General features: G+C 57.8%; 15 protein-coding genes and 2 pseudogenes. 14 read left to right on the forward strand and 3 right to left on the reverse strand.

What is annotated here, in order from left to right:
- Together tnpC and BM190_RS38290 are read left to right on the forward strand one after the other, a co-directional pair.
- The coding region (gene tnpC, locus BM190_RS38285; protein ID WP_143109183.1) for an IS66 family transposase at positions 1-863 on the forward strand (863 nt) is incomplete at its 5' end.
- A 1,054-nt stretch (positions 864-1,917) separates the two neighbouring features.
- Positions 1,918-2,790, forward strand: coding sequence for a TauD/TfdA dioxygenase family protein (locus BM190_RS38290; protein WP_244550893.1), 873 nt, complete (start codon positions 1,918-1,920; stop codon positions 2,788-2,790).
- A gap of 854 nt (positions 2,791-3,644) precedes the next feature.
- On the opposite strand, the gene BM190_RS38295 is transcribed toward BM190_RS38290, so the two are convergent.
- Positions 3,645-3,926 carry a helix-turn-helix domain-containing protein gene (locus BM190_RS38295; RefSeq protein ID WP_092263042.1) on the reverse strand — a complete coding sequence of 94 codons (282 nt, stop codon included), beginning with the start codon at positions 3,924-3,926 and terminating at the stop codon, positions 3,645-3,647.
- Between the two features lie 603 nt (positions 3,927-4,529).
- Here BM190_RS38295 and BM190_RS38300 point away from each other — a divergent pair.
- From BM190_RS38300 to BM190_RS38310, 3 genes are all read left to right on the forward strand, one after another.
- A complete protein-coding gene (locus BM190_RS38300) occupies positions 4,530-4,802 on the forward strand; it encodes a DNA -binding domain-containing protein (protein WP_092263045.1) in 273 nt (90 codons plus the stop codon).
- A gap of 162 nt (positions 4,803-4,964) precedes the next feature.
- Entirely contained in the window at positions 4,965-5,159 is a 195-nt protein-coding gene (locus BM190_RS41475; RefSeq protein WP_092263049.1) for a transcriptional regulator domain-containing protein, read from the forward strand.
- 46 nt (positions 5,160-5,205) lie between these two features.
- On the forward strand, positions 5,206-5,742 hold the full coding sequence (locus BM190_RS38310) for a DUF2285 domain-containing protein (protein WP_092263053.1): 537 nt from the start codon (positions 5,206-5,208) through the stop codon (positions 5,740-5,742).
- Between the two features lie 247 nt (positions 5,743-5,989).
- Here the strand turns inward: BM190_RS38310 and BM190_RS38315 are convergent, their stop codons facing one another.
- Together BM190_RS38315 and BM190_RS38320 are read right to left on the reverse strand one after the other, a co-directional pair.
- The gene (locus BM190_RS38315; RefSeq protein WP_244550894.1) at positions 5,990-6,919 is read right to left on the reverse strand and encodes a LysR family transcriptional regulator; all 930 of its coding nucleotides are present in this window, start codon (positions 6,917-6,919) and stop codon (positions 5,990-5,992) included.
- A 137-nt stretch (positions 6,920-7,056) separates the two neighbouring features.
- The gene (locus tag BM190_RS38320) at positions 7,057-7,338 is read right to left on the reverse strand and encodes a helix-turn-helix domain-containing protein (protein ID WP_036012081.1); all 282 of its coding nucleotides are present in this window, start codon (positions 7,336-7,338) and stop codon (positions 7,057-7,059) included.
- Positions 7,339-9,662: 2,324 nt separating this feature from the next.
- Between BM190_RS38320 and BM190_RS41685 the strand changes: the two genes are divergently transcribed.
- The 9 genes and pseudogenes from BM190_RS41685 to BM190_RS38365 form a co-directional block, all read left to right on the forward strand.
- The gene (locus BM190_RS41685) at positions 9,663-9,797 is read left to right on the forward strand and encodes a hypothetical protein (protein ID WP_283806148.1); all 135 of its coding nucleotides are present in this window, start codon (positions 9,663-9,665) and stop codon (positions 9,795-9,797) included.
- 63 nt (positions 9,798-9,860) lie between these two features.
- Positions 9,861-10,162, forward strand: a pseudogene (locus BM190_RS41690) (transposase); the annotation flags it as partial.
- Between the two features lie 73 nt (positions 10,163-10,235).
- Positions 10,236-10,724, forward strand: a pseudogene (locus BM190_RS41695) (transposase).
- Positions 10,725-11,808: 1,084 nt separating this feature from the next.
- Entirely contained in the window at positions 11,809-12,357 is a 549-nt protein-coding gene (locus BM190_RS38330; protein ID WP_092263055.1) for a condensation domain-containing protein, read from the forward strand.
- Positions 12,358-12,370: 13 nt separating this feature from the next.
- Positions 12,371-13,051 (forward strand): AMP-binding protein, encoded by a 681-nt coding sequence (locus BM190_RS38335; RefSeq protein ID WP_177237534.1) that lies wholly within the window; start codon positions 12,371-12,373, stop codon positions 13,049-13,051.
- Complete coding sequence (locus BM190_RS38340; protein ID WP_092263059.1) at positions 13,048-14,442, forward strand: MATE family efflux transporter; 1,395 nt, start codon at positions 13,048-13,050, stop codon at positions 14,440-14,442. The genes BM190_RS38335 and BM190_RS38340 overlap by 4 nt, the downstream gene beginning before the upstream one ends.
- Positions 14,443-16,854: 2,412 nt before the next feature.
- Positions 16,855-17,352, forward strand: coding sequence for an SET domain-containing protein-lysine N-methyltransferase (locus BM190_RS38345; protein ID WP_092263062.1), 498 nt, complete (start codon positions 16,855-16,857; stop codon positions 17,350-17,352).
- 1,552 nt (positions 17,353-18,904) lie between these two features.
- Entirely contained in the window at positions 18,905-20,779 is a 1,875-nt protein-coding gene (locus tag BM190_RS38360) for an IucA/IucC family protein (protein ID WP_244550895.1), read from the forward strand.
- Positions 20,780-22,002: 1,223 nt separating this feature from the next.
- Positions 22,003-23,498, forward strand: a 1,496-nt coding sequence (locus tag BM190_RS38365) for a CoA-binding protein (protein WP_092263077.1), incomplete at its 3' end; no start/stop codon positions are given.

A 23,498-nucleotide genomic window follows, 5' to 3' on the forward strand; every position in this document is an offset into this window, starting at 1 on the left:
CCACCATCCGGATCCTGGCGAAGGGCAAGTGCACGACCGGGAGGATCTGGACTTATGTGCGGGATGATCGACCCTTTGCCGGGCTCGCACCGCCGGCGGCGGTCTATTACGCCTCAAGCGACCGACGAGGCGAACACCCGCAGAGGCATCTGGCCGCCTTCGCCGGCATCCTGCAAGCCGATTGCTACAGCGGCTTCGAGCCGTTGTTCGATCCGCAAAAGAAAGCGACGCCGATCACACCGGCGTTTTGCCTGGCCCATGCGCGGCGGGGCTTCTTCGAGCTGGCTGACATCGAGAAGAATGCCCGAGAAGGTAAGAAAGGCAAACCGATCTCTCCGATCGCGCTGGAGGCGGTCAGGCGCCTGGATGCGTTGTTCGAGATCGAACGCGCCATTAACTACTGCGGCGCCGACGAGCGGCGTGCCACGCGCCAGGAAAAGAGCAAGCCACTTCTCGACGACATGCACGCCTGGTTGCTTCGCGAGCGAGAAACCCTATCTCGCTCCTCCGAGGTCCTGAAGCCTATGAACTATATGCTCAGGCGCTGGGACGACTTCGCCCGCTTCCTCGACGATGGCAGGATCTGCTTGACCAACAATTGTGCTGAGCGCGCATTGAGAGGCATCGCCTTGGGAAGGCGCAACTGGACCTTCGCCGGCAGCCAGCGTGGTGCCGACCGTGCCGCCATCATGCTGACGATGATCACGACCTGTCGTCTCAACGACGTCGATCCCAAGGCCTGGCTTGCCGACGTCCTGGCCCGGATCGCCGATCTTCCCGCGTCGCGTCTGCACGAACTGCTGCCCTGGGAATGGAAGCTCCTGCGCCAAGCCGACAAGCCCGCCGATCAGCAGGCCGCCTGACCTTCACGCAACGCCATCATAGAGCTCGCCGTGCCCGCGCGCATGTCTCAATCAGGCGGTCTTCGTCGTATGCGTACGTAAGAGCGAGCGACCATGAGGAAGATAAATCGCGACTTATGATCCCAAATCCGACGTGCCCTTCCATCTTGTGTCGCTCATAGCGAGTCAAAATAGCCACTCGGAATTTGCGGCTTGCAGCCTGAGAGCGCAAAGACGCCTTGTTGTCTCAGGGGAGCGATATTCCTGAGGGGCAGCGCTCTGCTTCTATTCCAAGTTAGGAAATCTACGTTTGGGGCCGAACCAAAGGCCGGTCAACCGTTGGGACACCTGCATTCATGCCAAGTGCAAATTTGCGAAAATCGAGGGATTAAGTCCGTTGTTAAGCTGCATCTGAAGTTGCAGCGTTCTTATTTTGCGCTTTTCCCGCTAGTGGAAGTCATGACAGCAGGGATCAGCTGATGAAACAAGTGGCGCATTTAACAACTCCAAGTCGCGAAAATATGATCGCGCGCACGTTGAAGTGGCCTATGTTATAATATACATCCTATAGTAGATTTGGCCTTGGAGACGGTGGGTCCTGTCCGCTTCGCAAGTGCGTGCCGCGAAGCAGTTCGAATTTTCATCGTGCGCATGTGGCCGTGCAGGATGAATGAGGTACGACGCAGTCGCTGTTCGAGGATTTTCCAAGCATGAGTTCTGAGACGAGGAGAACGTTGCGCAGGCTCGAAAAGAAAGCTGGTTTCGTTTCACGGACTGGACACAGATCGCGTCTATGATCTGCACTATTATTCAGGCTGCAAATCGATCTGGTGCCCTCATATGCGAGTGTCCTTCATGAGAACGGCACTAGCCGTGTCGATAGGCAGAAGGAGCCGGATTCTAAGATGCTGGTGAAGTGTATCAGAATTCAGCCGCCTAATTGAGCGGCGGGTGACCCACGCTCAGACAATTCGGGCGTGTAGCATCACGATTTTTTGCCGGGTTGTCGCCATAACGAGACAACCTCTGAGCTTGTTTAGACGTCAAAGAAAGAGGCGCCGTCATGAGTGGAACAATGGCTGTTGAAAATGTCATTCCGCGAGCAGACATCGTCAAGCACGCGGAGCGGCTTGGTGCCGAAATCAAGAACATTGCGCTGTCGGACGATTTGCCTGACGATGTCATCGGAGCGTTCAAGCGGCTTCTGCTAGAGTATAAGGTCATCTTCTTCCGTGATCAGGGACATCTCGACGATGCACAGCAGCAGCGTTTTGTGCTCCGGCTCGGCTCGCTGACAAATCCAACAATCGCGGACACGATGGGCGGTTTAACGATCCGGCAGGAGCTGCCTGATCGCGCCTGCAGTCATCTCAACCAGATGAACGATGAGCGGGTCCGCACAGCCATTTCGTTGCTGCGGCTCGCGGCGGTCCCGCCTTTTGGCGGCGACGTTGCTTGGTCGAGCAGGGCGGCCGCTTATCTTGATCTTCCCGATCCCCTGCGGATGCTAGCAGATAACCTCTGGGCTGTGAGCTTCGTCGCATCTGATCTCACTGCGGCAGAGATGGCCACCGATGCAAACAAGCGGCCTTGGTGGGGCGTATCCGCTGGAACGATCTACGAAACGACACATCCGATTGTTCGTGTTCATCCCGAGACCGGCGAACGCATGCTATCGCTCGGTCGTTCCGTGAACAATTTCGTCGGCCTGCAGCGCTACCCCAGCCAAAGACTGTTTGAACGGCTGCAATCCTATCTCATTGCGCCCGGGAACACCCTGCGCTGGAGCTGGAAATCAGGCGACGTCGTAATCTGGGACAACCGCGCGACTGAGCCGTATCCCGTCAGCAAATCCAGCAGCCCTCACTGGATGATGGACCAGCTTTCGATCGACGCCCGCGTGCTGCACGAGAAGAGGCCAAAATCAAGAGGGGCGAAGGCTGCCTGACATTGGCCGCACCTCCGGATCACGTCAACGCCTTGAGACCAAAGACTAGTTGCGGCCCTCCGATGTCGAGCGGAGCGGCCGGCCTTATGCGCCAGGACCGGCTAACGGGCGCAGCTGCCACCTGCTTTGCTTCTTCTGGCCCCAGATTCTTCAGGCATCGTCTCTGCTCGCCGGTCAAACTGATGACGCTGTATTTTTAATGATCTGATGCATCCGGCTCTCGCTCAGCAGCATCCCTTCCTCGTGCCCGCATAGTCAGGCCCGGCGTCGCTCACACCCAATTCAGAACATATTCCCCACCATCTCGCGACGGTCGGACAGCCTTGATTCACACCGCGCAGCGCCGGCTGAAACTATCCCGCTCCCGATCGTGGTCGCGTCTTAGATGTCCCATAAACAAGCCGTCAGTCGAGCCTTTCCAGGAGTGCCTTAAATTGCGCCCCTGCACGGGCACCACATCTTCCCTATCTTCGTCCAGCGGAAAGGTCCCCATTCTCGAGGCGCACACCGGGTTGATTATCCAACCGAAAGCTCTGGAGGACGGATCTGCTCTCATGCTCTTGCACGGCAGGACAGCAAATTCCTTCCATCCTCGCGGACTCTTGGTTGGGGCGCTTCCATCACCCGAACCGCACCCGTCGACCCCAAACAGGCTCTTCGAGCGGCCGTCGGTAGGTTTACGCGAGCGGCTCGGCTTATAACAGGCCGCTCCGAGGAAGCGCTAAGCTGAACCGTGTTGGAGCTACATCGGCTAGAGCAGGAGATCGCAAGCGCGGCCGTAGATTCATGAGGCACGTAGGCCGGCCCCGGCTCGATTCCGCCCAGCGTTAGCCGGAACACGGCTCGCTCAATAATTATGGCTTGTTTCGGCGAAGCCGTGCCGGCTTGCGCCCTCTGGACATCGGCTTGGGGGGCATAGCACCTTTAGCCGGCTGTGTGAATAATTCCGACATGTGAACACCCAAAGTCTTGGCGATGCGTTCCAGGAGATCAATAGTCGGGTTCTCTTTCTTCTGCTCAATGCGCCCCATGTGGGAACGGTCGATCCCGGCATCATAGGCCAATTGGTCTTGCGGAATGCCGCGCTCCACGCGGATCCGGCGCACATTCCAGGCCACAAGCGCACGAGCGTTCATGCGCAGAGGCAGCCATTCCGATGATTACGAAACCACTGGTTATAGCCAGGGTATTACGATAAGCTTGCACCAGCTTTGGCTGTCCTCCCCAATTGCTCCGAGGAATCCGTCGATGGTCAGAGGCAGACGCAGCTAGCGCGTCGCCGTCTTCTCGTTGACCACGCAAGCGTTCTTGCGAAGCAATGGCTTGCCATTGGCAGCAGAGGAGAAGTAGCGCTTGAGGCACCTGCGGCTTTTTTCCCGAGATGGCGACTATATAGGGGGAATGTTCAACTGTGAATCGAAAGGGAAACGAATATTCTCCAGTTGACCGGTTCTGGTTATTGCCTTTCACGAGTACGAGCCCCGTCACCACGAACCACCACGCCTTCCGCCGGGAACAGCAAGGACAGCCACATCTGCAATCGCTTGCAGTATGGACTGCGATGAAAAAGAGGAAGCGGAGGATGGAGCCACCAGGTCAATGTGAGCCGATATGCGATTGCCATCCAGCGCGAGAAGGAGATCGGCGTGCGACGATTGAGCGGGTACCAAAACGACCTCAGATAAGTTATCGTTGCTCTGATTTCGGTAGATTTTTCAGCTGGGTAGGAGTTTCTGGCAGTGCCAGCCGAGCCGAAGGTCGCAGAATTGGCGCCTAGCGTCGACGAGCTCACGTCATATGACAAGGAGCACGCTATTGCCTACATGCGACTGCTTGATGCGGACGCGGACAAGGCCGATTGGCGCGAAATCGCGCGCATTGTGCTTGGGCTTGATCCCACCGTTGAACCGGATCGTGCGCGACGCACATTCGAAAGTCATCTGACTCGGGCCAAGTGGCTAGCGGGCCACGGCTATCGCGATCTGCTACGTGGCGGTTGGCCAACACAATGATCGCGCGGATGTCAGGGTCGCTGGAATGTGTCGCGATCGCAAAAGTTGATCATTCCATCGACTAAGTAGTTCAAGACGCGCACATGGTAAGCAAGCAGCCGGAAAGCGCCACAATCATCGGCTGCATTTCACCGCGTCTGAAGATTGTGCGGGAAAGGTACCATGGCGGATACTGACTGGAGATCTGAGGAAGCGTACAGCGGCCTGAAGACGGCAGATGCTGCCGACCTGGCTTGGGAGTGGCTGCGCCGGGATCGCGACTACCAAGAGGATTATCAGCAGCTATCTGGCCGCGAACGTTCAAGCGCAGCGGCGGGCGAGTTCCGACGCAAGTGGGGGCTCTCGTTTTCCTGCTGATCCACAAAAGACCTTCGACAAGCAAGCAGTCTTCTGGGCACCCGAGGTGCTGCCGACCGTACTGGCTGTGCGGGCGGCCAACTGCATTGCGCCGAAAATCTATCAGCTCGATTTCGACAATCTGCCGGGCAGCGAGCTTCGCCGTGCGCCGGATGGTTGGCATGCGATCGTGCCGCTCGGGGGCACGAAGCATTGCCTTTGGCTAAGAGAGCTTCCGGCGAGCGGATATGCTGTCGTCCTTGATCTGCCGCTCGATGCCGATTTCGAGCTTCGTTTGGGGGCAGCGCGTCGATTTTGGCTCGCCCTTGAGCATCGGGCGCTAGGAGTGCCTCCTCTTGCTTTGCCCGCTTTGAAGCAGCGTCGGCTAATCCTTGCGCTGCGCGCAGTGGATGGATGGCGGGAAGGAAATAGCTATCGCCAAATCGCGCGAGGCCTGTTTGGAAGCCATCGTATTGCCGACCGCGGCTGGAAAACAGACGATTTGCGCAGCCGAACCATTCGACTTGTAAAGCTGGGGCGGCGCCTGATGCGCCTTGGCTGGCGAGCAGTGCTGGACAAACGGAGGGGTAGGGATGACAAGTAAAGGGTCGCGGCGCGGCAAAAGGCTTCCCTTTTGTTCTGCAGCCAATTCTTCTGCTGCCATGGCACGATGGTAGTCAGGAAGGAGGCTTTGCGCCTTCGATCTCTCATCGTTGGCGCGTTAATTGATGCAACAGAGGGGCGCTATCTACGTAGGCTTTGCCGATTGTGCGGGAATAGTTTTCTAAACGTTGAGCGCTCTCGACTTGAGCATTGATCTCCTGCTGTACCGGATGAGGGACGCCTAGACGTCATGCAGCCTGCGCAAGTGCGACCTTTTTGCAAAGACGAGCCAGCCACCGGCAAAAAGAACGCGCGATCTCGGGGTGCGCGCTGCGATCTACGGCATAGGCCCGATATTGCATGCCACTTGGAGCGCGGGAGCCGGGGATGATTTGCAAAGCGCCTCCCCTGACTAGATCTCCGACGATGATTTCCGGCGCGACAAGAAGGCATTTTCCAGTCATGACTGCCGGCAGAGCAAGATAGTTGTGATCATACCGGGCGCCCACTCGTATGTCGCTCGAAGACAGATTCATGGCCCTCAGCCATGTCGGCAGGATGTCGGGACGTGATGTAACGTTCAGTATAGGCGTTGAGCCAACGATCGAGAGCTCCCTGCCTCCGACCAGATTTGGCGGGCCGACGCACACCAGTTCCTCTTTGTAAATCTCCCAACTGTCGGCGGGTTCGATGACGGAAAGATCTCGGGTAATCAAAATGTCGAAATCATCCGAAGATGTCGGGTGCGCCAGCGAGCTGATGATGTCCACGATAACACCACCCGCTTCAGAAGAGAAAGCCTGCAGATTTGGAATAAGGAGCGAGAAAGCAAAGGTCGATAGCGACGTGCGGACCACGATCCGATTCGTTCCTGCGCCTGCACGGCGTCGCATTCTCTCCGCCGTGAAACTGACGGTCTCGAGCGGTTCAGACACTGCGTTTGCGAACAGCCTTCCGAACTCGGTCAAATCGCTGCGCCGTCCACGCCGCTCGATGAGGTCAGCCCCCAGATAGTCCCGCAGCACAGCCAAATAACGGCTGACCGAACTCTGCGTTGTTCCCAAAGTGGTGGCCGCGCGCGTGACGCTGCCTTCCCGGGCAACCGTCACAAACGCGCGGATAGCATTTAGAGGAACTTCATCGTCTCGAGCCGCCATTGTCTGCTCCGGCGCCAGCATTAAAGTCCATCACAATATTCGATGCCCATGGCCGGATCGCTGCGTATCCCCATCCGCCATGCATAAAATCCTCTTGTGAGCGCGATACCTGCGCCGGGAGCGCACGACATCAGAGTCTCAGATGGTGTTTGTCAGGCTTAAGTCCTTTTGCCGCGTGCGGGCTTCGGCTTGCGGCCTTTAGGTAAGGTTGCAGGTGGCGGCGCGCCCTTGGATGGCCGAACAAACAGTTCGGACACAGCTACGCCGAGCGTCTCGGCAAGCCGATCAAGAAGGTCGACTGTCGGATTCGCTTGTTGGCGTTCGAGTCCGCTCATGTAGGAGCGATCAACGCCTGCATCGTAAGCCAATTGCTCCTGCGGAATACCGCGCTGGACGCGGATCCGGCGCACATTGTAAGCCACAAGCGCACGAGCTCTCATGCGCGAAAGCAGCCATTTCGACGGTCATCAAACCACTGGCTATAACCTAACTAAAGACATCACCGGATTGGAAGGTATGCGTACGACCGTATCGCCTTTCCCGGACGCTACGGGAGCGGCCCGCACATGCGCCGCTATGTCGACCGTCTTTCAATTCGCGGCGGCGCCGATTTTCTGGGCGCTGGCTGAAGCTCACCCGAACTGCTGCCTCGGCAGCGGTTCGATTCCGCTGCCCAGCTCGCAGCAACGGCCTCTAGGCCAGCAAAGATGCTAACTGAGCGAAGGCGATGCTCCCGCGATCGAAATGGAGTTTCAGCTCCGACGACATGGGCCGGCGCAGACTATCGCGATCGCAGCGGCAGCCGTTCAGCTATCTTCATAGTGGTCAGCGCAGACGGCGCGTTTGAGGGACCCTAATTACGTTCATTCTCTGGACCTGAGAGGATTTCGTCGACCGATACAACATCTTTGTGGACGTTCCGCACGCCGCCATCAGCTGAGACGGAATATAACGCTCTCTCGTCCGCTCAAGAGGCACGCCGGCGAACTCTCTTGACCAAGGCTCAAGGAGCGCGCGCCGGTCGGGTTATCAAGTATAACGACAAGTTCAAATCAAAAGCCGTACGGCAAGTCGTAACCTACTTTGGCAGCAGCCATTGACCGCACAAGGGTGGCGTCCAACGTCTCGCAGTGTCGTCTTAGGACGCTCAGGCGATAGTGCGAGGGTAAGCGGTGAGACATCGCGAATCGGATTCGCCATTATCAAGTCGAACAGATGGCAACGCGTATCGTTACCCATGATGGATGAGCCCGAACGAATTGGGATTCGGCGCGCGGTTGAGACTAGCTGAGAGGCTTCGGCTTGGGCGTTGTCCGGGCCATTCGAACGCCGCGGGCCGGTATACCCCCAAGGTAGACTTCGATGTTGCCCAGCGGTGCCAAGAGCGACGAGGGTGTCAGAAAAGAGTTGTTGCAGAACACGGAGAGCAGCGCGGACGCGACTGGCGCCAGGTCCGATGCTGTATTTGCCAGCCGCTATGCTAGCGAAACTAGCGGGTGGCTCGGCGATCGGGTAGTAAATCCTGAAAGCGCTGTTTCCGGCAGATTCCGCAAGCCTCTGTGGTCGGCCAAAGCTGGCCACCCTTGATCCCGTGAGGGTCAAGCCCCTCAGGGCGCTACCAAGTGGCATTTTTTGAGAAGTACCGCAGAGCACCTAGTGGAGTGGTGGGCAAGCCTTCAAAGACGACTGTCCCTAGCGTGCTAGGGACGAAAAAGGTTAACGGCGACCTGACCCGGCGCTCAATCCCTGGAAAGCCTGTCCCTGCCGCGCGCCGCTAACTTTGGTGCCAGCCTTGCCCGGTTCGGTATCCAGCCTGACACTTTGCCCCCCCTGTAGGGTGCTGCCAAGTTGTAGGCTCAGAACGACTCCAATAACCTACCTGAACTGGTCAAATCGTTTGGTCATTTTAAGCTGGTCCGCTGCGTTGTGAAAAAACTGGAGATGCCCGGCATGCCAAGTTGCGCGAAAAAGGGGTTGCTCGCTGCCGCTCATGAGAGAGCCAAGAATGTCGGCGGGTAACACGGGAGGAGATGGAAAGCGATCACTTGAAGAGCATCCGCTAACTTCAACACGGTCAGCCTCCATCGGCAGAAACTGACCGGAGGTCCATCACCGGGAAACGCATGACGCTCCTGCCAACAGTCCTCGTGTCCTAGTGATCAGAAGCAGCGCGGGCGCGACTCGGCGCCGATCGGTTGGGGCGGATCGGGCGCTATTCCTGCCGCGCCTGCGCTGCAGATTCAGGTTAGGAGGAACGTGACTCGGCGCCGTCCCATTCTGGTAAGGCGCTGTCCCTGCCACGCCTCTCTAACCCAACGGCTCTGTACTCAGGCTAGCTTTCCAAAAGCTGACGAAAGCCGTGCGGCAATTCACAAATGAACAGCAGCTGTTGTGGCCAATTGCAGATTATGCTCATTGACGGCCGCTGACCGCCCTGTCAGCGCGCGCAGCCAAAAATGAACCGGTCGCTCCCAAGCTTCGCAGAAAGTATTCTGTGTGCGGTATGGGCGGGGCAAGTACAGACTTCAACGAACCCGGCCATCGCGACCAGAAGAGTGGTCTTAGAGAATGCGTGCGCGCACGACATGATACTGCATTGGTGGTCTGTTCAGTGGTCGTGTCTTCGGTGATGGTCCTAGCTCGGTAGAGTAAAACCGTCCGCACGCCCGCACTCCGATGGCGCCGTAGCGGGCGGGCGGCTTTGCGGTGCAGTTCGCCGGTAGGGTCGGGGCTGCTGATACCAACCTGATTCGAGGAACCACCGATGACCGATGTGATGATGAACCTCGGCACGCTCGTGGAGAAGGCTCCTGATGCGGATCTGCTGCGCGAGATGATCAGCTTTGCTGCCCAGCGCCTGATGGAGCTGGAAGTGGAAGGCCAGACCGGGGCCGCCTGAGGCCCCGAGCGTCTTGCGCAGCGCAACGGCTACCGCGACCGGACCTGGGAGGCCCGCGCCGGCACGGTTGAGCTGCGCATTCCCAAGCTGCGCAAAGGCTCCTACTTCCCTGGCTTTCTGGAGCCGCGCCGGAAGGCCGAGAAGGAGCTCACCGCCGTGGTGCAGGAAGCTTATGTGCAGGGCGTCTCGACCGCTCCGTCGACGATATGGTGCAGGCGATGGGCATGAGCGGCATCTCCAATATCCAGGTCTCGCGGCTGTGCGCGGAGATCGACGACAAGATGAAGGCGTTCCTCGCTCGCCCGATCGAGGGCGATTGGCCCTATCTGTGGATCGACGCCACCTACGTGAAGGTGTGCCAGCAGGGGCGCATCGTGTCGGTTGCGGTGATCGTCGTGCTCGGCGTCAACAGCGATGGCCGGCGCGAAGGTTCTCGGCATGGATATTGGTCCCTCGGAGGCCGAGACATTCTGGACGGCGTTCCTGCGCAAGCTCGCCCGCCGCGGCCTGCGAGGCGTCAAGCTTTTCGTCTCCGACGCCCACGAGGGGATCAAGGCGACCGAGCCAAGGTGCTCAACGCCAGTTGGCAGCGTTGCCGGTGCACTTCATGCGCAACGCGCTGGCCCATGCCGGTAAAAGCGGACTGGCGTGTCGTCTCCGCCTTCATCGCCACTGCAATTTGCCCAGGACAATGCCGAGGCCGCACGGGCGCAATGGCGAAAGGTCGTCGAACAGCTCCGCCCCAAGCTACCCAAGCTCGCCGGCTTCCTCGACGAGGCCGCGCCCGATGTGCTGGCCTACATGACGTTCCCGCCGCACCGCACTAAGCACTCGACCAACCCGAGCGAGCGCCTTAACGGCGAGATCATCGTCGGCATCAATGAGGACGCCATCGTCCGCCTCATCGGCGCGATCCTGCTCGAATAGAATGATGAATGGCCGTCCAGCGCGTCCGTTGCTTGACGCTGGAAACCATCGCGTTGTCCCACCACCAGTTCCCACGCTCAGGGACACGAACCTGTTCAGTTGAAGGATCGGCCTCAGAGAGTGGTGGTGCGCGCCAAATTCGTATTCGCTTGGCTTCGATATCTGTGAAGGGCCGCATCAGGCTGCGCAACGTGCTGTTGACCGTAACCGGACCATTGTTGTGGGCGGGCAGCTTTGCCGTAAACCTGGCTAATGTCACATGTCCAATCGGTTAAGTAGTCGACCGGCGAGTTGTTCAAATAAACGAATACAGATTCGTTGATCGCATCCCCACATCGGCAGGAAGTCGCAGTTGATCACCGCCTCCAATTAACGGCCAGTCGCGAGGAGCGGGTTCAGTAGGCGCGCATAAAGCTTAGGATCGTCAACCGGCCATCGGTGAGTCGAGGGGATATCACATTGCTCCGGGCCCGAGTCGCCGCGTTATCCGAGATGGAGCGAACGCCATCAACTTCGATCGGTTGGATGTGCCAGCATCAGACCTGCGAACTAAGGCGCGCCACCGCACTAACTATCCCATAAGAGCGCTGTCAACTGTCACCACCAGCATTGGGGGTTGGGAAGCAGTACTTGCATCGTTAGGTTACCGAAAGGTCGGATGCACATAAGCGTGTTTCCGTACATGCAATGCCATGGCAAACATGAACCTCAGATCCCCATCCCTTGCCGACATAAGCGGGACGGCCGACTGTCACCGAGGCGACACGCTCTCGGTGGGTGGTGGAGCCGGCTCAAGCGCCGAGAAATCGGACAATTACGCTAATCACAAGCCGTAACGAGCCTGTGGGCGCGTGGATTGCGAGTGCCATGCAGGCGATGGCAGGTCCACTCCAAGAGTCGGTAGGTGCCAAAGTGGACGCGAGGTCCTAGCGTCCTCCTGTTGCTCTGCCGATCATCGAGCCGGAAGCGAACTGAAAAGGTCATACGGACAAAACCTTACGACGTCCGGAAACAGGGTGGCTGCGCATGCACACCTCGATGTTGTGCTCCGGCGTTCCGATTTGGGCGGCGAAGAAGGCGACGAATGGCGGGGCGCGTGCCTACGGACAATCAATCAGGCAAGAAGCAGTCTGTGGAACGTCAACCGGTTCACGCCGTCACGGCGATCAATCGGCTTGCAGGTTCGGATCCGGAGAGAGTTGCGCTGAGGCACGGCGCAGACGAACTCACAAACGAGGCGCTACGATCACGATCGGATGCCCTTGCCGACATCATCAGATTTTTCCTTAATATGGTGCCGATCCGTGTAACGATCGATGGCGCTGAATGCTTTGCTGCTCATGCCACCCGCATCCATGGCCTGGTCAGCGATGCCTTCACAAACTCGGCCTATCCGTTCGGATGGATGGTCAGGGATAGTAGGTTATGTCGCGAACCCGGGCGATCACCGATCCACGTCATGTTCAACATGTACTCCGAAGCCGACGAGCCACTTGGTCAAGACGAGTTGGCTCTGACATCCCGCGAGTACGACACAGGCTATGTCAAGTTCGACTTAACACTGTACGCGCAAGATCAGGGCGATGAAATTGGGCTCCAAGCTGGCGTATGCGGAAGATATATTCTTGAGTGATCGAGCTGTTCGCATGGCCAACAATCTGCGCTGCCTGATTGCCGCCTGCGGTGACAAACCGCTTGTGCCCATTGAGGGACTAAGCTGCCTCAGCGCCTCGGAACCCGTTATACTGCATTCGCTGGATGGGTCGATTAAACGATATGAATCTGAATGTCCGCTTGTTGAAGCCCTCGAGCAGATCAGCGTCTCTTATCACGGCAAAGTAGCATATTTTGGCGAGTTCAGGGAGGTCACGTTTGGCCAGCTGCGTGAGCGCGTACTGCGGGATATGAAGGTGGAGGCCGGCGATCTGGTCGCCATGATTGTTGACCCGTCGCCGGACGTTGCCGCTGTCATCCTTGCGGCGGGAGGCTTGGATGCTGTTGCTGCGCCGATTGCGCCGGATTATCCGCATGATAGGATCCAACATATCCCGCGAGATAGTCTGGCAAAGCTCTTGGTTCACGCGACGGCGGCGGAGCCTGATCTTGACATACCTTCGATTTGTCTATCCACCTTAGAAAGGTGCAGCAGGACCGCGAATAGTGTCGCGCGGTGGTTTCCCTTCGGTGCCACCGACGTCTTGGCCGTCCAGAAGTCCGCCTGTCTAATGGTTGATTATGAGGTGACCCGCCATCTTTGCACAGTCCCGCAACAGGAGCTGATGCAGACGATCAATGAATTCTCAGCGCTCAACGCGTGTGAACCATGAATGAGCGCAATGCGACGCGAAAGAAAAGCCGGCACGTGGATCTCTCGGATCAAAATGTCCCGAGCCTTCTTCTCCGGCTTGCCATTCCATCTGTTATCGGGTTGTCGATGAATGCGTTGCAGCAGGCCCTGAACGCTATCTTTGTTGGCTCACTTGGTGCGCCGGCGATCGCGGCCGTCAGCATGACTATGCCGATCATTATCCTGGTCGGGGCGGTGGGAGAGGGGATCGGTGTGGGTACTGCCTCCTTCATATCTCGTTACCTTGGTGCTGGTAATGAGTTAGAAGCGAGCCGGGGTGCTAGTACGGCGCTCGCGCTCGCCGCTCCGATCGGAGTGATTATGACCATCGCCCTGCTTGTAACCTTACGAGGCATCTTCGTCGCACTTGGAGCAAGTCTAACCATCCTGCCCATCGCGCTAGACTACGCCACGATCCTCTTGCCGGGGTCTACTTTGATGCTCCTAAACATCGTCAGCGGCTTCATCGCAAGAGCCGAAGGCAACACACGATTCAGTATGTGGACGATGCTGACCGCCTTCATATTGAACGCCTTGCTTGATCCTATTTTCATTTTCTTGCTAGGCTTGGGTGTGCGAGGCGCAGCCCTGGCGACGCTGATATCACATATCGCAGTTATGAGCCTCTACATCGCGTATTTTACTAAGCGGCTCGGCACTGTGCTCGTCAGCATATCTCAGGTCTCGTTACGAGTAGATCGCGTCAGGCAGCTCGCGCTCATTGGGGCGCCGGCGACGACGACAAGTATCTTAGCCGCTCTTGCCGGTATGTTCTTGTACGGAGCTGCTGCGCGGTTCGGCGACGATTTCATCGCGGCGGTAGGAATAGCTGTAAGAATCTTGACAATCGGCGCGCTGCCTATCACCGGCTTCTGTATGGGCTCTCAAGCTGTCCTGGGGTTTGGCTGGGGCGCGCGCGACTTTGCCCGTGTAATGAAGGTTGCGAAGTTCATGGTCTCTATCACCGTTGCGCTTTCCGTTGCGTATTCCGCAGCCGTTATCGTTTTTGTCCGGCCGTTAGTCAGGTTGTTCAGCGATAGCGATGATGTCACTGAAATTGCCGTCTCGAGCTGCATCACCTTTCATCTGTTTTTTGGACTTTACGGTATTCAGAGTTTCGTGACGACAATGCTTCAGTCGCTGGGAAGAGCACGGCTTAGCGCGGTGGTGTCTTTCGCTAGGCAGGGGTATCTCTTCATACCGGCGGTACTTCTATTCCCTCTCGTATCAGGCTTTAGTGGAGTTTTGGCCAGCCAAGCCATCGCTGAGCTGGGCGCCGGAATGATCGCGCTGTTCGTCATCTTGCGCCAGTTCGCTGAACTCAGGAGAGGAGGACCGGCACATTCAGCCAGGAACGAACAGCCTCCTTGACTTGATTAGGCACCATCCCGACGATTGATACACTCCCTGGAGCTGGTTGATATTTCATCTCTAGCTCATCGGCAACCAGCGGCATGCTGAGCTCCTGACGGACGGTCCGGCGCCGTTCGCGACACGCTGGCGTTGCCCGCGCTCGCGGCAGAAGGCGAAGATCGCCCTTTGCTTGGCGCGGCCGGCTAACGGTCATTAATCTTCAGGTATCGTCTCTGCACGCCGGTCGAACGTAAACGTAGTGCCGAGGCACTCAGATTGTTTGAGCGAAGTTTTGGGAGTTCCGTTAGAAGAGTATCTTCGGCAAGGGTGCTTACAAAGGACGACCACTCTGACGACATAATACGACCGTCCCCGAAGGGTGTGCTGACGCAGGTCGAGAGCGCTGGCCTTGCGAGTTGAAATGCATGGATTGCCGCGGAGAGCCTCGAGCCCGGCGATTGTCACAGATGTCGCCCGCCGCCATGGCTGCCGGCGCCAGCAGGTGCATGATTGGCGGCGTCGAGCAGGTTTAGGCCAGTTCGTGCTGCCAGCTTAGGCGAATATCTTATCGTTTTGTGCCTTTGGCGTCGGTATCGTCGCTACTGGCGGCTAAGGAATCATCTGTCACCAACAGCCGTTTCACAGTCGAGCTCCAGGGGCACGGGTCGAGATAGGCAAGACGCTTGGCCTTGCTGTGTTGAGCGACTGACGGACAGCGGGCGTGTAGCGGATCCGACAACATGGCGCGAACCTGACAGTCAGCGCTACGGCGACGGTGCAGGGCGCTTGTTGGATAAATGGCGAGCTGTGTGCTCGATCCTGTCTCGTCTGCCGTCGCCACTAGCATCTACGTGTCAGCCGCTCCGTTTAATTGCTTGCCTATTGTCAAACGTTCCCCTTGAACTCGCGCGTTCGGAGCTGGTCAGGGTCGCGGAGACAGGCGCGAGCGCAACTGAGTGTTGAGCTCGCCTCCCGGCGCCTAGTCCAGTGTGGAGTCGTTCTAGGCGAGGGTGAGGGCCAGGGGCATGAAGCGAAATCGTTTCACCGATGAGGCTGGTATTCGGTCCCCATCATCTGCCTATTTCGCCGCGGCTGCCGATCATGGAGAGAATCCATCCAAGGAGGAAAAGTCATGATTTCCGTCGGCCTCTTGAATTCCGCTCGACATCTGCGGTGGACGAGACCGAAAAGATTATCCGGGAGGGAAAGATGTCGGCGGACTGGCCACCGATTGTGCACTACTTCGAAGCATGGGCTGGTCGAGCTGCGCGCGGGCCTGCAGCCAGGACCGGCCTCAGCACGGCTAGCCTGCAATCTAATCCAACTTGGGCCGCCGGCCATCGGTTTGGAAGACCGCTAGGCTAAGGCGGCACTTTCAGCCATGCCTCTGAGGCACGATCGCAACGACGCCCGTGGGATCGCACAGATGGTGAGATGGGATAATTCTAGCCCGTTCATGTCAAGAGCATCGACAGCTAAAGGCCGAGGACATGCCAGCTGCTCGCAAGCATCTCATCCACCCTATCGCTCCCGCAGAGCAAGTCCGCCGACGGCTTCTGCGTCTGCTCGGTATTCTGTTCGCGATGTGAGTTTCGTGAGTTGGTAGCGATGGTGCCATGCTGGTGGCGATTATATATACGCCGTTTTCCGACGCGAAGCGCTGATGCGAGAGTACGCCCGACTCCATCGTCCGGTTCTGAAAGGCTGTGCGCAGCGACCCGGCTTGCGGACTCTTGGTGACCGATGCACATCGGTCCGGTCTCTGGCTTGACCCTCAGCTCCGCGGTCGATCCTTGGCGCTTCCTGCATTCCCGATAGGTGGGAGCCTACTGGTCTCCGATGCTTGGGCGGTGCGTGTTGCACACCTACGACGAAGCAGTGTGGGAAGGTCGCGCTGGGCAGAAAGATGCCTGTCGTCCTTCACCGAACGTGGGTCGACGGTACCGAACTCCGATTGACGGCGCGCGCGTAAGGACGCCATCGCCATGCAAAGACGCTGGCCGAAGCGCGTGGGATCGTCGAGGCCGCATGATCTGTCGTGGGTTCTCGAGGCCAGGGTACGCCAGATCAGTTTGAACCGACCATTCAACAGAATGTCCCATCATGTGGCGCTTTGCCGACCCACGAACAGGCGTAAGGCAACGGCGACACGCGCTGTTAAGGGATCGACAGAGGCAACCGAATACAGAAGCAGAAATCGCGGTATTGAAGAGCATGAGGCTTGAGGACGGCTGAGCTGGCCGGAAAGCAGGATCCGCAATTCGAAGGCCAGAGTTGCCGTTCAACAACCGACACTACCATCCTTCGCAGGTTGCCACGCTAGAGACAGAGCGTTAGATCGTATGATCATGGCCAAGGCGGGACAGCTACCGTGTTGGACAGCCAAACGAGATAGAAACACAAGTTGAATGAGATTGGAGAGATGGCATCATGAGCCAAACCAACAACGTATCGAAGCCGCCAGATCGTATCTACGTCGGACGATCCAAAATAAATGGGTTCGGCTTGTTCTCGAGAAGAACCATAACAAGGGGAAATGTCATAGAAAAGCTTGAGGGCGCGGTCGGTCCGTTGGCAACCAAGAGAACGATACAAATTGACCGCGATAAACACCTTTGTAGTGAATACATAGACTTTCTCAACCACTGTTGCCGCCCAAATGCCCGGCTTCGGGTAGAAGGTCGTGGCATTGTCCTGATTGCAATCGAGGAGATTGGTCGCGACAGGGACGAAGTAACGATCGACTACAATTGCTCCGAATACTCCCTCGCTGAGAGCTTCTCGTGTCGATGTTGTGAGCCTGCCAGATTCATCGGTGGATACAGGCACTTGCTCGAAACGGGGCAGGGCGACTATTTAAGCCGAATAGAGCAATTCGCGCTGCCGCATCTGCTGTCGATCTCCTCTGAATACTTGTCTCACAACTAGATTTGAACCGCCCCCGGCTTGCCAGAGGCTCCAACTCCCAAGGGGAGGGAGCCATGACAAGCAAGGCGACAAACAACTTTTCGTCCGACGTCCCGACCCGAGCGGTTACTATGGTTCGAGATCAGGCCGGCGAAACCCTTTGGCACAGCAGTGACGTCGATTTCTGGCAGATCGGCAGCGCCACGCAGAGGTAGGACGACTCGGCCAATAAGGCCGAGGCGATAGCGTGCAGCGGGTCGGCTCCCGATCGACAGGCCGAGAGGCTGAAGGCGCTGGACGGGGGAATCACAAGATTCGGCAGCCTGTGCACGGCAAGCGCTGTATACAAAGCGGAGCTCGACCGCCAGTCCAAGCCAACGATCGCCTTCGTCAAACGATCATCGTGGCGTACATGGGCGAGCCTATCTGTAAGTTTTTCCGATCAACCAGCTCGACATACCACCCCTCATTTTGCCAAGCGGCAACGAGGAGTCAGCCCGAAATAGCTCACCAGTTTCTGTGCTGTTGGACCCGCTGATGTCGCCGATCCCCCGCCATGATGCCATGATGCCGGGGGCGACCGCCAGATTCGCGTTGGTGTCCGTCATAAATTGATTGGCCTCGGCATCGTCGATGCGCGACCTCGCGGTCAAGCTGGGGCCAGTCTTCCCGAGTAGGTAAAAGTTTGTGGACGTGCCGATCGATCGCCGCGCACTCGTCGTTTGGAGAGAGCGGTTGAGTGGCCAACCGGTCGCTGGCTTCCGGCGTGCGGGCACTTCGGGCCCGCCAGGTGAGCGTGCAGGATCGAATGCACCTCATTCTTCGGCCGCGTGGGATGCCGCACGACGCTGGTATCGCCGAGACAAAATAGTGGGCGTCACATCATGACTGGCCGTGCCACTGCCAGCAGAGCATGTGCAGAGCGCGCCATGTCCGGTTCCAGACCTGTGTGGTCGAGACTGCACATTCCGACATTCAATGGTTCCAGCGGCTGGTAGAAAGGCGAGATATTCGCCTCATTGTCTCTCTCACTAAGCACGTTCGTGCACAGTGTCGTGGCACACTGATTGCTGACAGATCCGGGAGCTTTTCATCACGCTACTGGCGGCGGAGGAACATCCAAATTGATCACAAAGGCCAAACCGTTGAGTGCGGTTCCGATTCAAGCTGGGTCTGACACGGCAGGTCGTTCGTGTATGCCGTACGGCATCGGCACGCGCTTGCAGAGGTGCCCCCAGAGCCACACGCGCAGACGGGACATTAAATCAGCGGACGTAGAGCTCGAGGGGCATTCAGTTCTCATGCTACTCTCCGCTCCCTCAATGGGCTTGGCGCTCGTCATCCTGCTCTGCCACATCAATTTTCGGTTGAAGGTGTTTCGAATTCTGGGGCTGATGTCGGCGCGATGCATTGACCTCTTAAGTCGCAGCTCCTGCAACTGGCCGCAAAGCTCGAAGAGGCCATTCCTGCAAAAACCTAGTGGGGCGCCCAGCTACCACGCCACGGTCTTCACGGAGAGCGCGCCGGCCTGTTTGCTTGCCATATTGCTGGAGGAAGTATGATGGAGGAGAGGATGGCTTCTTCGGCAGATGCGGCGTTTAAGGCGCGCACCTCGCAGCTTTGGTTGGGCGCATCGCGCAATGCCATCCGCCGGTTGGTCCGCTGTCTTTTCGCGGAGCGTCTTCTTGACCCGGATGCATTAATGTGGGCTCGGGAAAGCAACGAAGCATGGCTCCCCCTTTGGCGATCACGCGAGGTCCTGCATTTTACGGATTTGCACCGTGCGCCTGCCGGAACGTTTCAAAATCGAGGTTCAATCGAAGTAATAGACGAGACCGGCGCTTGCTACGGGATGGACAATCCTTCCGATCTTATCGGACAGATCGCGCCCGCTCTGGCACTCGCGCCCGCAACGGACGACGTTCAGCGTCTAATCCGTGACGTCGAGGACAGCATGCGCAACGACGCCCTGGCACGCAGTTACCGGGATCACTGGAGCGCGGAGCTTCGAGCTAAAATAGCCGAAGCAGGAGCCCGGGATTTCCTAGAGTATCTCGAGAATCTGCCGCCGCACCTGAGGGCAATTGCTCTCGACCAGTGGGGGGCGCTGGAGGGGCACCCCTTCTACCCGACATGGAAGGCTAAACCCGGCCTGCCGCCCGAGGACGTCGCTGCCTTGTCGCCTGAGTTCGGTGCTCGCGTGCGCGTCCGAATTGCCGCGTTACGCAAAGAATGGTCCTACGTGGAGAAGATGCCTCATGTCGGCAGCTATTCAGAATGGTTCTCACAAAACTTCCCGGAGCTCTGGTGCGCCTGGGCCGAAAGTTTGAGCAAACGCGGAAAGTCCCCTGAGGACTGGCTGCCCCTACCTGTCCATATCTGGCACCTAGACAATTGTCTGCAACGTGAATTCGCCTCCGTGATAACTTCCGGAGTGTTCGACCCGAACGGCCCGGAGATCGTAACGCTGCCGTCAATGTCGTTCCGCACTATGCTACCGGACACTCAGGAGCCGAGACCATTTATCAAACTGCCGGTGGCGATTTGGATGACCAGCGAACAGCGCATTCTGCAGGCCAAGTCAATTTACATGGGACCGCGTCTCAGCACTTTGATTTCTGAAATTCTATCAGATGAGCCGTGCCTCGCGGGCGGGCTGGAGATCTTCGCAGAAGAACTGGGCGCAATCCTTCACCACCCCGTAACAGGCGACGAGCATCCGGGCCGCTTTCTTTCGGTTGTCTACCGCAGCTCTGAGGCATTGACGCGAAATGATGGACTATTACCGGTCACTGTCGCAGCGCTCCTTACGGCGAGCCCCATCGACGGTCGGCCGCTCATTTGCGAACTGATTGCGAGAGACAGCGGTGAAAGCGAAGCTGTCGTGTCTTCCTTCTTCCGTGCCTACGTGGGGACAGTGATCGGACCGATACTCACCATGTATCTGCTTTACGGAGTAGCCGTTGAGGCGCATCAGCAGAACAGTACAATTCTATTCGACGAAATCGGCCGCCCTAGAAAACTACTACTCCGTGATTTCGGCGACGCCCGCAGCTTTGTTCCCCTGCTCAAGGAACGAGGGTACGATCTCAAGCCCTTCACCCGGGCGGGGATCTTACCAACGGCCTTTGACGACGATATCAGTATGGTGCGCTCATTCATCATCGACGCGTGCTTCGTCTGCCACCTTCATGAGGTCGCATTGTGCCTCAACGAACTTTATAAGCCGTCGGGCACATGCTTTTGGCAAATCCTACGGGAACAAACCGAAGCAGTCTTTGACGTGCTGAGGCCGCGCATGATGTCGGATGCATTTTGGCTCGAAGAACGCAAGGCGTTTCTTGACGATCCCTGGCGGACCCGCTCGGTGCTGAGGATGCATCTGGAGCGCTATCGGGACTTTCGAGTTGAGCACGAGTTGCCAAATCCGTTGGCGGGAGTGAAATGATAATGCCCGCGCGGTATCTCGTGGCTTCGGACCATTCACATAGATGCAACCCCCCGCGAACTACGGGTTTCAGGCTTCTTGCGCTCTACGTCCGCTCGAAAAGGGAACTGGCCATAAGGTGTCGCTGCGAGCGAGCTGAAGGGCGTTTTCCTCCTTCAGAGCAGGATCTATGATGCGCTAGCTAACCCGCCAGTGGAGATCACCATACGTGCTGCCTTGGTCTTCAAGCCTATTGTTGATACCCCAACCAGTGCCGCACCGGGGTCTCCTGTTGGTGGAGAGCCCTTCCGCCGTTCTGCTTGGCAGGTTGAGGTCGTCCATGATCCAAACGAAGAAGCCGCCCGTGGAAACGTTTGATCGCATCTCATCAAAGAGCGTCGCTTATAACCCTAGATTGCAATCGAGGTCGCGGTGGTCGCGGGCCCGAAGCACGGCAGGAGAAATGACATGGCTAACATCGCAATAAGGTCGGCAACGTTAAAGCGAGGGTTTTTCCATTCGACCGGTCCCCCAGTCCGAGCACGGGTGTGAGCGCAAGTGAGGCAGTTTGCTGAGGTATGAGCAGACTATCCCGATGCACCGGCCGCGCTACAACTCGGCTGCGGCCGAATAACCTCCGCCCTGTCAAGTTACCGTTCCTCCGCAGCCATAACGAGAGCAGGTTGCCTCTTCGACAACTTCGCCGGACAGGTCGGCGTCGATCAGTGCGCTGAAGGAAGGATCGTCGGGCTTGAGTGAGAGATAGTCAGGTCCCTCCGAGCGACTCGGACCAGGCAGCCTCGATCTCGACCGGCCCAAATAGACGCGGCGGCTCCCATCGCGCGGTGAATTTCGGCCATGTCATCGCATACATCGAAGAAACGCGGCCGCTGGAGCCGACTAGTATTCTCGCAACAAAAGAGGTGATTGCCTGATGAGGGGCCAATAACTCGGTCGCGACACCAGCCGTCCATTGTCTCCTCCCCAGACGCTTTTACCATTCGGCTGGTCGGAGTTCTGATTTGTCGTGCTGTTTGCTTTGATCAATCGTTCGATGTGGCGCTAATGCAGCTTCGATTGGCGTTTAGTTGGAAATTTGCTGCCCTTTTTGCCATGTTGATCGCCGGCCCGCGACGACTTAGGGCGTCGAGCAGCGTCTTGAGGTCCCGGCAAGCGAGAAGCGCAAAGCCGAGACCATGAAGCACAGAGTCTCGGCGGAAGAGCTAGAGGGAAGAACTGGAACTATGGAAGCACACGTGTCGACTACCGCCGTTTCATCGGATAATTGGTCACCAGCGCCCGATGCGTGCCATATCGTTAGCGGCATTCATGCGATGCTGCACCCTCGCAACATTGTGCTGGTCGGGGCCACCGACAAGCCGGGCAATTATGCTGAGCGCATTTGGAACAATCTCGTCAAGTACAAGTATCGAGGCGGGCTCTACCCTATAAATTCACGGAGAGACGTGGTCTGGGGAGTGACTTGTTACAAGGATTTTGCTTGCCTTCCGGAAAAGCCGGACCATGTGCTTGTGCTGGTTCCAGCGCGATTCGTGGCTCAAGTCGTGCGCGATGCTGCTACGGCGGGCGCTCGGTCCGCAACGATCGTCACATCGGGCTTCAGCGAGCTGCAGGACGAGGAGAGTCAGCGGCTTGCCGCCGAACTAAACGTCGCGGTGCGTGAGACAGGACTTGCAATAACAGGCCCAAATTGCCTCGGCAATTTGAGTGCGGGTGAAAAGCTCTTCACCAATCTCGACGATCGGATCGTCACTATGGAGCAGGGGCCGGTCGCAATTGCTGGCCAATCCGGAGCCATCGTGATGATGATTCGTCAGGCACTGGAGGATCGCGGAGTCGGTGTCGGCTATATGGTGACGACAGGCAATGAGGCCGGGTTAGAGACCCCGGATCTGATGACATATTTTGCCGCCGATCCTTCAATCCGAGTGATCGTGGTTTACCTCGAGGGCGTCCGCAACACTCAGGCGTTCCGGAATGCCTGCAAGGCAGCGCGTGCTGCTGGCAAACCTGTCATTGCGTTGAAACTCGGGACTTCCGAAGGCGGACGTGCCGCCGCCATGGCGCACACCGGCTCGCTGGCGGGCTCCATCGAGTCCTTCGATGCAATATCGACGCGCGAGGGAGTGATCCGAGTGCGTGGACTCGACGAACTTGTGGAAACCACCGAATGTTTCGTTCATGCGAAATTGCCTAAAGGCAACCGCCTCGCTGCGGTGACGCTGTCCGGCGGAAAGCGTGGGCTCTTGATTGACGCATTCCATTCGGCGGGGCTCAATTTTCCTCCACTCAGCAAGAATGCCGGCGAGAAGCTCGCAACGATGCTCGGGCCCGGCTCGATCATTGGCAATCCGCTGGACGCGGGATTTGCCGCAGTTGTCGATCCATCAGTTTACATGAGATCGATCGAAATCATGATCGACGACCCAGATATTGACATCGTCATCATTGACGCCGACTTGCCAAAGATCCCGCATGAATTGCGCGAACGCAATTTGCGCATCGTCAACGGCATGGCGAGCAGCGCGACGAAGCCCGTAATCTACATCAGCCCGGTGTCCATGGGCTTTACCGAACATACAACCGCCTTGCGCAAGACATTGCCGAACATCGCTGTCATGCAAGGTATGGACCGCGCGGTCGGCGCAATCAAGGCGCTGATCGATTATGCCGCACTCGAAAAGGACGTGCCGGATATCGTTTCCTCTTCCGACCCCCA

It is taken from the genome of Bradyrhizobium sp. Rc3b, from assembly GCF_900114915.1.
Taxonomy (GTDB): Bacteria; Pseudomonadota; Alphaproteobacteria; order Rhizobiales; family Xanthobacteraceae; genus Bradyrhizobium.

What these genes read in the sequence shown, in the direction of transcription:
- BM190_RS41475 (WP_092263049.1), top strand. Translation starts at nt 4,965, where the DNA reads ATGGCGGATACTGACTGGAGATCTGAGGAAGCGTACAGCGGCCTGAAG.
- BM190_RS38315 (WP_244550894.1), bottom strand. Translation starts at nt 6,919, where the DNA reads ATGCTGGCGCCGGAGCAGACAATGGCGGCTCGAGACGATGAAGTTCCT.
- BM190_RS38345 (WP_092263062.1), top strand. Translation starts at nt 16,855, where the DNA reads ATGAGCCAAACCAACAACGTATCGAAGCCGCCAGATCGTATCTACGTC.
- BM190_RS38360 (WP_244550895.1), top strand. Translation starts at nt 18,905, where the DNA reads ATGGCTTCTTCGGCAGATGCGGCGTTTAAGGCGCGCACCTCGCAGCTT.
- BM190_RS41685 (WP_283806148.1), top strand. Translation starts at nt 9,663, where the DNA reads ATGACCGATGTGATGATGAACCTCGGCACGCTCGTGGAGAAGGCTCCT.
- BM190_RS38340 (WP_092263059.1), top strand. Translation starts at nt 13,048, where the DNA reads ATGAATGAGCGCAATGCGACGCGAAAGAAAAGCCGGCACGTGGATCTC.
- BM190_RS38320 (WP_036012081.1), bottom strand. Translation starts at nt 7,338, where the DNA reads ATGAGAGCTCGTGCGCTTGTGGCTTACAATGTGCGCCGGATCCGCGTC.
- BM190_RS38335 (WP_177237534.1), top strand. Translation starts at nt 12,371, where the DNA reads ATGGCCAACAATCTGCGCTGCCTGATTGCCGCCTGCGGTGACAAACCG.
- BM190_RS38330 (WP_092263055.1), top strand. Translation starts at nt 11,809, where the DNA reads ATGGCGGGGCGCGTGCCTACGGACAATCAATCAGGCAAGAAGCAGTCT.
- BM190_RS38295 (WP_092263042.1), bottom strand. Translation starts at nt 3,926, where the DNA reads ATGAACGCTCGTGCGCTTGTGGCCTGGAATGTGCGCCGGATCCGCGTG.
- BM190_RS38290 (WP_244550893.1), top strand. Translation starts at nt 1,918, where the DNA reads ATGGCTGTTGAAAATGTCATTCCGCGAGCAGACATCGTCAAGCACGCG.